Origin of the sequence: Streptomyces sp. NPDC056883 (genome assembly GCF_042788835.1) — a bacterium.
In the GTDB taxonomy this organism is placed as follows: domain Bacteria; phylum Actinomycetota; class Actinomycetes; order Streptomycetales; family Streptomycetaceae; genus Streptomyces; species Streptomyces stoeckheimensis.
Map to the genome: position 1 here is coordinate 636,051 of NZ_JBHUBS010000001.1, position 12,580 is coordinate 648,630.

Below are 12,580 nucleotides of genomic sequence, written 5' to 3' on the forward strand. Positions count from 1 at the left end.
TTATCGTCCCGTGCTCCCCCTCCTCGCCCCCCCCCCCCCCGTCCCTCTCGAGAGGTAGTCCCCTCCCCCTTTTGTTCGTTCCTTCTCGGTAGCCGGCGCGTTCGCGCCGGCGCCGGGCGCGGCCCGCCAGCAACTGATCGGTCCACAGCGCGCATGCCGTGCCGGCGACCAGGGCCAGGACGGCCGTCCCGGCCAGTCCGCGGCTCTTGGTCCCGAGCTGGGCCACCGCGGACGGCGGTACGAGCAGGGTGACGCTCATCCGGCCCGCCGCCGGGATCTGCTGCTCGGCCTGCATGTCCGAGAGGTGCTTCCCGTAGACCTCGACGACCTTCAGGACCGAACGGTCGGCCGTGGCCGGGTCCGTGTGCTGCGCCTGGATCTGGAGGGAGGGGATGAGATAGCGCGGGGTGACGCTCGTGCCGCTGTTGCGCGGGATCAGCCGGTAGGTGCCCAGCACCCCGGCGGCGCGCAGTTCGGCCTCCCCGTCGGAGGAGTCCAACTGCTGTACGGCGGCCAGCGAGACGGCGGCCAGCGGCGGCTGCAGATTGGCGAGCTGGTTCGGCTGGTTGCCGGTCACCGGCGGCTTGAGGACGACGATCGCGGTGCTCACGTACGTCGTGGTGGGCCGGAGCACCTGGAGCGCCCCGGCGGCCGCCAGCACTGCCGCCAGGACGAGCACGTACCAGCGGCGGCGCAACGTGCGGAACAGCTCACCAGGCGACACAGGATTCCTTCCGTCGTGTTCGATCTTCCCAGGACGCCGGGCAAGACGCCAACGGTTCCCGGGCAGTTGCGAGGGAGCGTTCGTGAACATCGGTGAGATAGGAGCGGTGCTGCGGCGACGCTGGTACGTCATGGCGCCCCTGACGCTGTGCGGGGTCCTCGCGGGAGCGCAGCTCTACCAGTCGGTCCCGGTGTCCTACCAGTCCCAGAGCTCGGTGGCGCTGCTGGACTCCGCGGCCGTGGCCCAGCTGGCCCCCGCCTTCGGCAACCCCATCGCGAACGCGGGCGGTTCGCTGGTGGTGACCGCCGACGTGCTCATCAGGACCCTGTCGGGCGCCGATGCGGCCCGGGACCTGCACGGGCTCGGGGTGACCGACCCGTACACGGTCGGCTTCGCTGCGAACGCCTCGGGCCCGATGCTCACGCTGACCGTCACGGGCACCAACCGGGCCAAGGTGCTCAAGGAGACCAGCGTGCTCACCGACTTCGCCGGGGAGCAGCTCAACGCGCTCCAGGCGGCGGCCAAGGTGCAGCCCGCGTATTTCGTGCAGACCGCCCCCGTGGTGCTGCCGCAGACCCCGAAACCACAGCTCAAGACCCGCTACCAGCAGGTCCTGGCCGTGCTCATCGCCGGCCTGGTCGCCGGCTTCACGGCCTCCTTCGTCCTGGAGAGCATGCTGGCGGGCCGCCGCCGGCGGCGCGAGGCCGCAGCTGCCGCCGCGGGGACGGCCGCCCCGCGCGTGCGCCGGCGGACGCGCCACCGCGAGCTGGACGCCACCGCCCTGCTCACCGGCTATCTGGGGCTGGCCTTCTTCATCCCCTCGAACCTGACCCTGCCGGGTCTCGGCGGCGTGGGCACCCCGGCCAACGTCTTCGCGCTCCTGGCCCTGTTCTGGTACCTGGCGACCTGGCTGACCGGCCGGATCAGACCGGCTCCCGGTACCCGGCTGCCCCGGGTCGTGATGTGGCTGCTGGCCGTCTCGGTCCTGGCCTCGTACCTCGCGAACGCCTCCCGGGGCAGTTCGCACAAGGAGGTGCTGGGCGCCGACCGGGGGCTGATCGGGCTGCTGGTCTGGGTGTCGCTGGTGGTGCTCATCTCCGCCGGGATCCAGGACCGGGCACGCCTGGACGTGCTGTTGCGGCGGGCCGTCGTGATGGGGGCGGTGGTCGCCGCCATCGGCTACTACGACTTCTTCACCGCGACGAACATCGCCGAGAAGATCAGCATCCCGGGGCTCCAGTCGAGCGTCGCGCAGATCACCACCCTGGACCGGGGTGCGTTCACCAGGCCGCGGTCGACGACCGCGCAGCCGCTGGAGTTCGGCGGCATGCTCGCCCTGCTGCTGCCCTTCGCGATCCAGCAGGCCTTCGATCCGGCCCGGGCCCAGCTCAGCCGCTGGCGCCGCTGGGTTCCGGTGGCGCTGATGGGCGGCGCCCTGCCGCTGACGGTGTCGCGGACCTCCATCATCGGGGCCCTGATCGTGGTGCTGGTGATGGTGCCGCGCTGGAAGCCGCAGCGCCGCTGGACCGCTCTCGGCCTGCTGCTCGGCTCGGTGGCCGTCTTCAAGGTCATGATCCCCGGCCTGATCGGCACGATCACCACGCTCTTCGCGTCCTTCGTGTCGAACTCCGACAGCAGCACCCAGGCCCGCACGGTGAAGTACAGCGCGATCGTGCCCTACCTGGAGGAACACCCGCTGTTCGGCCGGGGCCTGGGCACCTTCACCCCGGACCTCTACTTCTTCACGGACAACCAGTACATGCTGACCCTGGCGGAGATGGGCCTGCTGGGTCTGCTCGCGCTCCTGGCGCTGTTCCTCACCGGAATCCACCAGGGCGGCGCCATCCGCCGTCTCGCCGCGAACGAGTCCGACCGGGAGCTCGGCCAGGCCTTCTTCGCCTCGGCTCTCGTCGCCCTGGTCAGCGCGGCCACCTTCGACGCCCTCAGCTTCCCGATGTTCGCCGGGATGTTCTTCCTGACGATCGCCGCCGGAGGCAGCTACCTCGGCTTCATCCGGCGCGCCGCGCCCGAGCCCCGAAACGTGGAGTCCCCGTGTCTTCCGACAGCACCGCTTCCGACGGCACCGCTTCGAGCGGCACCGCTTCAACCGGCCCCGTAGCCGTCCTCGTCGTCACCTGGAACAGCGCCCGGGTGATACCCGAGTTCCTCGCCTCCCTGCCGGAGGGCATGGCCGGCGTCGACTGGCGGCTGGTCGTCGCCGACAACGACTCCGCCGACGGGACCGTGGACCTCGTCCGGTCGCTGGCTCCCGAGGCCACGGTCGTCGAGACCGGCCGCAACGCGGGCTACGCGGCCGGGGTGAACGCCGCCCTGGCGGCCGCCGCCGGATGGGACGGCGGCTTCCGCGCCGCCCTGGTGTGCAATCCGGACATCCGGATGCGGCGGGGCTGTGCGGAGCTCCTCGTGGGCGAGCTCGGCGATCCGGTGGAGGGCGGGGGCCGGGTGGGGATCAGCGTCCCGCTGCTGTACGAGGAGGACGGGACGCTCCACTACTCGCTGCGCCGGGAGTCCCGGGTGACCCGCGCCCTGGGCGAGGCCGTGATCGGCAACCGCCGCGCGGGGCGCTTCCCGCGCTGGAGCGAGCTGGTCACCGATCCGTCGGCGTACGGGCGCAGGACGGTCGCCGACTGGGCCACCGGCGCCCTGATGGCGCTCTCCCGGGAGTGCCTGGAGGCCTGCGGCACCTGGGACGAATCGTTCTTCCTCTACTCGGAGGAGACCGAGTACTGCCTGCGGGCCGGCGACCGGGGCTTCGCCACCCGGCTCGAACCCGCCGCCTCGGCCGTCCACCTCGGCGGGGACTCGCAGGTCTCCCCGCGGCTGTGGACCCTGCTGACCCTCAACCGCGTACGCCTCTACGGCCGCCGCCACTCGGCGCCCGCCACCGCGGCCTTCCGTGCGGCCGTGCTGCTACGGGAGACCTCCCGGGCGGCGCTCGGCCGCCCGGCGAACCGGGCCGCGGCCCGCGCCCTGGCCAGCCGGACCGCCCTGCGCGCCACCCCGGGGCCCTGAGCCGGCGGATCTAGGCGACGGGCGCCGGCCCGTCCCAGGCGGTGTAGAAGCTCTCCGGGTTGACCAGGTACCGGACGGTGGGCCGGGGCAGGTGGCGCACCTCGTGGCGCCTGCTGTAGCGGCGCACCAGCTCCCAGTCCTCACGGGGCAGCACCTCGGGGGTGCGCCGCAGCCGGCTGAAGTGGAGGGCCGGGGTGCGGCGCGCCACGAAGGCATTGGTGTCGAGGAAGGCCTCGTGCGCGCTGCGGCGGCGGTCGAAGGGCACCGACAGCACGTCCCGCTGGGTGCCGTCGGGGAGCATCCGGCGCAGCGCCGTGTACACCGCGTCCGGTCCGCCCGGGGACTCCAGGGCCGTCAGGGCCTGCTCCAGGTGGTCCGGCTCCCACAGGTTGTCGTCGTCCAGGAAGGCCACGTACCGCGAGCGGCTGAGCCGGATCCCCACATTGCGCACGACTCCGGCCGTGGCCGTGTTCCGCGCCAGCGACACCGCGAAGAGCCGCGGGTCCGGAGGGAGTTCGGGCAGCCCCGCGCCGTCGTCCACGACGATGACCACCTGGTCGGCCACGGTCTGCGCCAGGGCCGAGCGCACGGCCGCGCGCAGGGCCTCGGGACGGCGGTGGGTGGCGATCACGGTGGCCACCAGGGCGGACGGCGGCCGCTCCAGGAGCGAGCCCAGCCGGCCGGTCTCCGCGTTCTCGAAACGGCGCAGCCGCAGGGCGGAGGGGGCCAGCAGGAGCTTGTTCCTGGTCTCGAAGAGCACCAGCCAGCCGAAGGCCCGCTTGAGCAGCTCCCAGGGGGCCCGGGCGATGCGGCGCATGTCATGTCCTCTCGGTGGTCAGGGGGAGGGTTCGGGTACGACGGGACGCCCGTCCGACATCCGGTTGCCGCGCCACACGTTCCCCGCGCCGCCCGCGTTCCACGCGGCGACCGCCCCGTAGAGCCCGCTCTTGGGGTGGTACTGGGTGGAGAACACGTTGTCCGTGACCTGGATGCCGGTGGCCCCCGGGCCGCCGCCGTAGAGCGCGTACGCCCCTCCGGCCAGCCAGTTGTTGTCGATGATCACGTTGGAGACCACGCCGGTGTCGGCGAAGAGACCGAGCGCCGCGCTGGCGCCCTTGTCGACCGGGACGGAGTTCAGCAGGGTGTTGTGGCGGACCGTCAGCCGGCCCTTGTTGCCACCGCCGCTGATCACGGCGTCGGTGTGCTGCCACTCCCCGCCCAGGTTGCGGAAGGCGACGATGTCGTGGACGTAGTTGTCGTGCAGATCGCCCTGGCCCATGGACAGGGCGTTGCCGAACACCGAGACGTCGCACCAGCCGACCTCGACGGAACTGTCACCCATGTTGGACACCGCGTAGTTGACGCCGCCGTTGTCGGGGCCCTTGCCCGGTACGGCGGTGATCGTGGTGTGCAGGACCCGCAGGCCCTTGAAGCCCGGACGGAGGTTGACGCCCCACCAGTTGGTCGAGGTGATCCGGCTGTCGATGATCGTGACGTTGTCGGCGTAGACGTCCAGCGAACCGCGGATGTCCCAGCCCTTGATGACCGTGCCGTCGGTCTTGATCGACATGTTCCCGGTGTCGTGCCGCTCCAGCGCGATCCGCGGGCCGGTGGAGCGCGCGTCGGGGAAGCCGCAGGCGCCGGGTGAAGTGGCGTTGCAGGCGGGGCCCGGTGCGGGCGGCGCACTGCTGCCCGGCGGGGGAGTGGGTGACGGGGAGGCGGAGGCCGCGGAGGGGCTCGGGCTGCCCGATGCGGACGGCGAGGCGGAGGGCTCCGTGGTGGTGGGCACCGGCAGGGGGAGGGGCTTCTCCTCGCCGGGGCACTCCAGGGCGGCTTCCGGGCAGGAATCGGCCGCCGACTCGCTGCGGCCCGTCCGCTCGGCCTGGTAGAGGGTCAGGGCGGCGACCAGTAAGAACCCGGCCAGCAGCCAGGCCCACAGTCGTCTGCGAAGGCGTGCCATGGTGTCATTCCTTGATCGTCGTGGACGTGGCGGCCGGTGCGGTGCCGCGGAGGAACCCGAAGCTGGGCAGGACGCACACGGCATAGCACAGGGTGGCGGCGGCCGTGGTCGCCAGGAGCGCGAGGACGCCGTCGCCCAGGACCCGTTCCAGGCCGAGAACCGCACCCGCCATCACGGCCCCGCCGAGGAGGGGCCAGGCGCAGGCGCGCGCCACGATGCCCAGCCGGACACCGCCGCGGTGCAGCGCGACGAGGTACACCGGCACCACGACGGCCCCGGCAACCAGGACCTGTCCCTGGGCCACCCCGGCGATCCCGCCGGTGCGGGCGCCGGCCACGAGGACCGGGACCAGGAGGAGGAGCCACAGGGCCTGTACGGCGATCAGCGAGCGGCGTCGCCCGATGGCCACCAGACAGTCGTAGGCGAGTTCGCAGCCGATCCGGATCAGGCCGAGAGCCATCAGCCAGGGCAGTGCACGGGCGGCGGGCTCCCAGCGTTCCCCGTAGACGAGCACCACGATCGGTCCGGCGAGGCCGGCCAGCAGCACGCAGAGCGGGACGGTGACCGTCACCAGGACGCCGAGGGCCCGGCCGAATCCGTCGGCCAGGGCCTTGGGGGACTCGGCCAGCCGGGAGAATCCGGCGAAGGAGACCCGGCGGGCCGCCTCGGAGACGATCCGTACGGGCCAGCCGGAGATGTTGAACGCGAGGACGTAGAAGCCGAGGGCCAGTTGGTCCAGGGTCGAACCCACCACCATCGGCGGCACGTTCGCGACGCCCAGGGCGAGCAGGCTTGCTCCGGCGAGCGGCAGCCCGAACCGGAGCAGGGCCCGTGCCTGCTCCCGGTCCCAGCCGAACCGCAGGGTGCCCGGGGCCGCGAGGCAGCAGCCGACGAGCGCGCCCGCGCTGCCGACGACGGCGCCCCAGGCGAAGCTCATCGCACCCCAGCCCTGCATCGCCAGGAGCAGGGTCACCGTGGTGCTGAGCACGAAGTTGACCGCGTCGACGGCCATCCGCCGGCCTTGCGCGAACGCACGGGTGAGGAAGCCCGCGGGTACCTGCGACAGGCCGTCGAGGACCACGACCAGGCACATCACCCGCAGGACGCCGGAGGCCTCGGGCGAGCCCAGCACACCGGCCACCGCCGGGGCGAGCGCGAACAGCACCGCGTAGAGCAGGCAGCTGGAGGCGGCGCTCAGGCTCAGGACGGTCGGGGCGAAGCGGCGGGGGTCGCCCTCCCAGCGCACGATGGCCAGGGAGACCCCCAGCTCGTTCGCGGAGAGCAGGACCAGCAGGACCGTCTGGGCGATCCCGTAGACGCCCCAGGCCTCGGGACCGAGGAAGAAGCGGGCGAGGACGATGCCCATGGCGAAGTTGCCCAGGCGCATCACCACGGTGTTGACCAGGCTCCACCGGGCGGCGGACCCCACCTTGCGGCCCAGGGAGTGCGCTTCGGGCGATTCCTCGGTGCCGGTGCCGGTGCCGGTGCTGGTGTCCGTGGCGGGAGTGGTCACTTCGATGCCTTGGAGCGGAAGGCGGATGGGGGCAGGACCTTGAGCGCCATGGTGGCCGTGGGGTCCACCGGGTCCGTGTGATCGTCGGGAGCCGGACCGGGGTTCTCGGGTGGACCGGGCTCGGACGGCAAAGGCTTGCGCCGGCCGGGCTTGTCGGCCTTGCGGCGCCGGGCCTCGACGAAGAAGGTGGCCACCAGGCTGAGGACGAAGCCCAGCGCCGCCGCCATGACCAGGTACTGGAGCCGGGTCTTCGTCTGCGCCTCGGGCTTCTGCGGCGGCACGATCGTCGCCATCCGGATCATCGCCTCGGGGGTCACCGACTGCTGCGCCTGGAACTCCAGGAGCCGCTTCTCGGCGTACGCGGTGAAGAGCTTGTCGGACTGCAGGACGGCGGCCGGGTCGGTGCCGGTGACGCTCAGCCACATGAAGGGCCCCTGGGCGTTGTCGGCGATCTTCGCCTCGTACACGCCGGTGAGTCCCTGGGCCTTGAGGTCGGCCTTGGAATCGTCGGAGTTCAGGTTGCGGGCCAGCCCGTCGGCCATGCCGGTGAGCGAGGCCTGGGTGCTCAGGAAGGGGTTGCCGTCGAAGGCGACCGTGGCCTTCTTCGAGTTCAGGAGGGTCACGGTGCTCTGCGACCGGTACTCCACGGGGACCAGCAGGTACACGCCGGTGATGAGCGCGGCCGTGAGCAGCAGCCCGGGCAGCAGCACGTACCAGCGCCTGCGCATGACCCGCCAGATCTCCGCGAGGTCCATCAGCCTTCTTTCGATCCAGGTGGAACAGAGGTGGAAACGGTGCCGTGGCCGGAAGGGTCCGCCGTACCACGGCGAACCCTTCCGGCCACGGCGCTAGACGACGGGCGCGGTGCCCGGGACCAGGTCGGTGGGCCGCGGCCGGGTCGCCGCGCTCCCGCCCTCCAGGAGCACCTGCGCGATGCGCTCGCTCGCGCGGCCGTCCCACAGCTCGGGGCAGCGGGGCGCGGGCGGATCGTCGAGCACCCGGTGCACCGTGGCCGTGATGCGGTCCGGGTCGGTGCCCGCCAGGACGTTGGTGCCCTGCTCGACGGTGATCGGGCGCTCGGTGTTCTCCCGGAGGGTCACACAGGGCACGCCGAGCGCCGTGGTCTCCTCCTGGATGCCCCCGGAGTCGGTGAGCACCACACGGGCGGAGTCCTGCAGGGCGATGAAATCGAGGTATCCGGCGGCCGGCACCAGCCGGATGCCGCCGGGGACGCCGATCTCGGCCAGCCGTTCGGCCGCCCGGGGGTGCACGGGCAGCAGCAGCGGGAGGCGGCCCGCGATCTCGCCCAGCGCCTTCAGCAGACCGCGCAGGGCGTCCGGATCGTCCACGTTGGCCGGCCGGTGCAGGGTGACCAGGCCGTACCCGCCGCGGGTGAGCCCGTAGCGGTCGAGGACGTCGGAGCGCCGGGCCCGGTCCAGGTTGGAGAACAGGGTGTCGATCATGACGTTGCCCACGACGTGGATCTGGTCCTCCCGGTACCCCTCCGACCGCAGGTTCGCGGCGGCGTCGGGGGAGGGGGCCAGCAGGTAGTCGCTGATCCGGTCGGTGGCGACCCGGTTGACCTCCTCGGGCATGCTCCAGTCCCGGCTGCGCAGCCCCGCCTCCACGTGGGCCAGCAGCGGCCCGGCCTTCGCGGTGACCAGGGCGCAGGCCAGGGTGGAGTTGATGTCCCCGACCACCACGACCGCGTCCGGGACCAGCTCCTCGAGCAGCGGCTCGAAGGCCTCCATCACCCGGCCGGTCTGCTCGGCGTGGGTGCCGGACCCGGCTCCCAGATAGCGGTCGGGGGAGCGGATGCCGAGGTCGCGGAAGAAGACGTCGTTCATGGACTCGTCGTAGTGCTGGCCGGTGTGGACGAGGACGACCTCGGCGCCGCGGCGCTCCAGCGCGTCCATCACCGGTTTGATCTTCATGTAGTTGGGCCGGGCCCCGGCCACGCAGACGATCCTGGTCATGGAGTCAGAGCACCTCCACCGTGGGTCCCGACAGCCGGTTGCGGCAGTCGAGGATCAGCGAGGCGTGCTCGGTGATCATCGCGTAGTCGAAGGAGTCGTGGTCCGTGAGCAGGACGACCACGTCGGCGGCGGCCAGCTCCTTCTTGGTCGGCTCCACCCGCGAGAGGCGGGCGTCGACCTTGATGCTCTCCACCACGTGGGGGTCGGCCGCGCGCACCTTGGCGCCCATGTCCAGGAGCAGCTGGGCGACGCGCACCGCGGGAGACTCCCGGGCGTCGCCGGTGTTCTTCTTGTACGCCAGGCCCAGGAGCAGGATCCGGGAGCCGTTGACCGAGCGGCGCTTGGCGTTGAGGGCGTCCATGACCCGGCGCGTCACGTACTCGGGCATGTGGCTGTTGATGTCGTTGGCCAGCTCCACGAAGCGGAAGTTCTGGCCCAGCTCGCGCTGGACCCGCCACGACAGGTACGAGGGGTCGATCGGCAGGCAGTGACCGCCGACGCCGGGGCCCGGCGTGAACTTCATGAAGCCGAACGGCTTGCTGGAAGCGGCCTCGATGGTCTGCCACACGTCGATGTCGAGGTGGCGGGCGAACATGGCTATCTCGTTGACCAGGGCGATGTTCACGTGCCGGAAGGTGTTCTCCAGCAGCTTCGCCAGCTCGGCCTCCTTGGGGGAGCGCACCGGCACCGTGGTGTCGACGAGGCCCGCGTAGAAGGTCTCCACGGCCTTGAGCGACAGGGCGTTGACGCCGGAGACCACCTTCGGCGTCTGCTGGAAGCCCCACACCTTGTTGCCGGGGTCGATGCGTTCCGGGCTGTATCCGAGGTGGAAGTCCACGCCGGCCGTGAGGCCCGAACCGTCCTCCAGGATCGGCCCGAACAGCTCCTCGGTGGTGCCCGGGTAGGTGGTCGACTCCAGTACGACGGTGGCTCCCGGCCGCAGGAAGCGCGCCAGGGTGTGCGCGGACTCCTCGATGTAGCGCAGGTCGGGGGCACCGTCCTGCAAGGGGGTCGGGACGGTGACGACCGCGACGTCGAAGCCGCCGCAGTCCCGGGCCTGGTCACTGGCCTGGTACGTACCCAGTTCCAGCGCCTTGGCCAGCCGCGCGGAGGAGACGTCCTCCACGTACGACTCGCCGGCGGCGAGGCTCTTGACCCGCCGGGCGTCCACGTCGTAACCGACCACCTGGTGCCCGACCTCGGCGGCCCTGATGGCCAGCGGAAGGCCGACGTATCCCTGTCCCACGACGACGACGCGCATCAGTGACTCCTGTTCGCGGAACCGGAAGGCGGTGTGAACGGCCTGGACGGTGTGCGGCGGATGAGCTCGCGGACCGTCATGAGGAGGAAGGCGGCATTGGTGGTGAGGTAGCGCTTGCCCAGGCGGCGCGGTTCCTGGAGGGTCCGGTAGAACCATTCGAGCCCCATCCGCTGCCAGAGCAGGGGGGCGCGCTTGGTGATGCCGGCCAGGATGTCGAAGGAGCCGCCCACGCCGTGCACCACGTCGGTGCCGGTGCGCTTGCCGTAGCCGGCGGTGAAGATCTCCTTCTTGGGCGAGGTCATGCCGAGGAACAGCATCCGGGCCCCGCTCGCGGCCACGGCGTCGGCGACCTCGCCCTGTTCGGAGTCCTCGAAGTAGCCGTTGCGGCTCCCCGCCACGCGCAGGGCGGGGAACCGCTCGGAGATCCGGCCGAGCATGAGGTCCAGTACGTCCTGCCGTGCGCCGAGCAGGTAGACGGGGATCCCGGCGGTCTCCGCCGCGGCCAGCAGCCGCATGAACAGGTCGATTCCCGCGACCCGTTCGGGCAGCCGGACCCCCAGGACGCGACCGGCCCAGACCACGGCCTGGCCGTCGGCCAGGACGAGGTCGCAGCCCGCGACCGCCGCGGCCAGGCGGGGGTCGCGGCGCATGTTGACCAGCTTGGCCGCGTTGACCATGCCGATCTCGATCTGCTCACCGCGCCGGACGGCGTCGAGGCAGCGCTGGACCGTCTGGTCCATGGTCAGGGGGTCGAGCGCCACTCCGAAGAGGGACTGTCTGTGGTTCATCTCCCGAGCCCCCCGAGCCAGGCGTGGAGCAGCCAGCCGAACTCGTAGGGCCTGCACTCGCGGTCCACCGCCAAGGGGCGGAAGATCCGGTCGAGCGGGGCCAGCCGGGCGCGCGGGGCGACCCGGGTGGTGAGTCCGCGGGCGGCGCGCACGGCCTTGGCGGGGTCGCCGCGGTAGACCTTGCGCCAGGTGACCCCGAACTCCTCGCGGATCATGGGCTCGCGCGGCACGCCGTCGGGCCCGCTGATCTCGGGCACCTCCGTCATCCAGCGCAGACCCCGGCGGATCTCGGCGCCGAAGTCGGTGCCGCCCGCCTCGGCCAGGTCGAAGAGGGCCGTCGGTGCCATGGCGTGCTGGTGCACGCTGTAGACGGGGTAGCCCTCCACCACGCCGCCCGTGCGGGCGTCGTAGTGCCACCACCACTGTCCGCCGTCCCCCTGCAGGGCGCAGATCCGGGCGGCGCAGGCGTCGGCGGCCGCGAGGGCCTTCGGGTCGGGGGCGCTGGCGTGCAGCCGGGCCAGTGCCTGGAGCGGATAGGTCTGGTCGGCGAAGCAGGCCACGTGGGAGCGGTACCCGGGGACCAGCCCGGGCGCGGTGGCGTGCGGGAACAGCGGGCCGTCCCCGATCCGGGCCGCCAGCAGGCGGTCGCGGGCGGCCGCCAGCCGGTACTCGACGTCCACCGAGGTACGGGCCGCGGTGAGGGCGGACAGCACCCAGGCGGCTTCCACGGTGTACTGCGGACGTCCGGGGACGTCCAGTTCGGCCACCCGCGCCACGGCGTCCGCGAGCTTGGGATGGCCGGTCTCGGCCGCGGCCCAGGTGATGAGCGCGGCGTCGCCGAGGTTCGTCACCGCGGGCAGCCGTTCCACCAGCAGGGACGTGAACTCCGCGGCGCTGTGGCCGTCGAAGAGCGCTCGCTGGCGTTCCTCGGGGAGGAAGCGCGCTCCCAGCGCGGTGATGGCCGCGTACCGGGTGCTCGTACCGCGCCGTTCCATGCGCCTCGCGCCGTCGGGGGAGACGGTCCCCACCCGCGTGAAGACGAAGGTCTCCGCGCCCGGCAGGTACATCTCGGGCAGCCCCGCCTCGGCCAGTGCGAGCAGCCGCTCGGCGAGGGCGTGCAGCGACGGGTCCTCCTGGGCCAGTGCTGCTAATCGTCTGGCGGTCACCGGGTCCCCACCTCGGTTTCCCGCGCACCCTGCTGGCTTTGTATGTCCGAGCTGTAGCCGTACTGCTCCAACACACCTACCCCCTCTGAAAATCGTTCCTAGGACAGACCCGGCGGCCGTCGTCCAGCGGAGGGGACTGCGCATGACGCTGCGCGTGCC

General features: G+C 72.1%; 11 protein-coding genes. 2 read left to right on the forward strand and 9 right to left on the reverse strand.

What is annotated here, in order from left to right:
* Positions 1–724, reverse strand: a 724-nt coding sequence (locus ACFRU2_RS02985) for a hypothetical protein (protein ID WP_382966907.1), incomplete at its 3' end; no start/stop codon positions are given.
* 82 nt (positions 725–806) lie between these two features.
* Between ACFRU2_RS02985 and ACFRU2_RS02990 the strand changes: the two genes are divergently transcribed.
* Both ACFRU2_RS02990 and ACFRU2_RS02995 read left to right on the forward strand, forming a co-directional pair.
* A complete protein-coding gene (locus ACFRU2_RS02990) occupies positions 807–2,843 on the forward strand; it encodes an O-antigen ligase family protein (protein ID WP_382966909.1) in 2,037 nt (678 codons plus the stop codon).
* Positions 2,777–3,757 carry a glycosyltransferase gene (locus ACFRU2_RS02995; RefSeq protein ID WP_382966911.1) on the forward strand — a complete coding sequence of 327 codons (981 nt, stop codon included), beginning with the start codon at positions 2,777–2,779 and terminating at the stop codon, positions 3,755–3,757. The genes ACFRU2_RS02990 and ACFRU2_RS02995 overlap by 67 nt, the downstream gene beginning before the upstream one ends.
* Before the next feature lie 10 nt (positions 3,758–3,767).
* On the opposite strand, the gene ACFRU2_RS03000 is transcribed toward ACFRU2_RS02995, so the two are convergent.
* The 8 genes from ACFRU2_RS03000 to ACFRU2_RS03035 all read right to left on the reverse strand — a co-directional run bounded on the left by ACFRU2_RS03000 (position 3,768) and on the right by ACFRU2_RS03035 (position 12,421).
* Positions 3,768–4,574: a glycosyltransferase family 2 protein gene (locus ACFRU2_RS03000; protein ID WP_382966913.1), complete on the reverse strand. Its 807-nt coding sequence runs from the start codon at positions 4,572–4,574 to the stop codon at positions 3,768–3,770.
* A gap of 18 nt (positions 4,575–4,592) precedes the next feature.
* Positions 4,593–5,717, reverse strand: a complete 1,125-nt coding sequence (locus ACFRU2_RS03005) for a hypothetical protein (RefSeq protein ID WP_382966915.1) — start codon at positions 5,715–5,717, stop codon at positions 4,593–4,595.
* 4 nt (positions 5,718–5,721) lie between these two features.
* A complete protein-coding gene (locus ACFRU2_RS03010) occupies positions 5,722–7,230 on the reverse strand; it encodes an oligosaccharide flippase family protein (protein ID WP_382966917.1) in 1,509 nt (502 codons plus the stop codon).
* Positions 7,227–7,985: a chain length determinant protein gene (locus ACFRU2_RS03015; protein ID WP_382966919.1), complete on the reverse strand. Its 759-nt coding sequence runs from the start codon at positions 7,983–7,985 to the stop codon at positions 7,227–7,229. Before ACFRU2_RS03015 ends, ACFRU2_RS03010 begins: the two co-directional genes overlap by 4 nt.
* Before the next feature lie 93 nt (positions 7,986–8,078).
* Positions 8,079–9,206, reverse strand: a complete 1,128-nt coding sequence (gene wecB, locus ACFRU2_RS03020; protein WP_382966921.1) for a non-hydrolyzing UDP-N-acetylglucosamine 2-epimerase — start codon at positions 9,204–9,206, stop codon at positions 8,079–8,081.
* Between the two features lie 4 nt (positions 9,207–9,210).
* Positions 9,211–10,467: a nucleotide sugar dehydrogenase gene (locus ACFRU2_RS03025; RefSeq protein ID WP_382966923.1), complete on the reverse strand. Its 1,257-nt coding sequence runs from the start codon at positions 10,465–10,467 to the stop codon at positions 9,211–9,213.
* Positions 10,467–11,255, reverse strand: a complete 789-nt coding sequence (locus ACFRU2_RS03030) for a WecB/TagA/CpsF family glycosyltransferase (RefSeq protein ID WP_382966925.1) — start codon at positions 11,253–11,255, stop codon at positions 10,467–10,469. The genes ACFRU2_RS03025 and ACFRU2_RS03030 overlap by 1 nt, the downstream gene beginning before the upstream one ends.
* A complete protein-coding gene (locus tag ACFRU2_RS03035) occupies positions 11,252–12,421 on the reverse strand; it encodes a hypothetical protein (RefSeq protein ID WP_382966927.1) in 1,170 nt (389 codons plus the stop codon). The genes ACFRU2_RS03030 and ACFRU2_RS03035 overlap by 4 nt, the downstream gene beginning before the upstream one ends.
* Between the last annotated feature and the right edge of the window lie 159 nt (positions 12,422–12,580).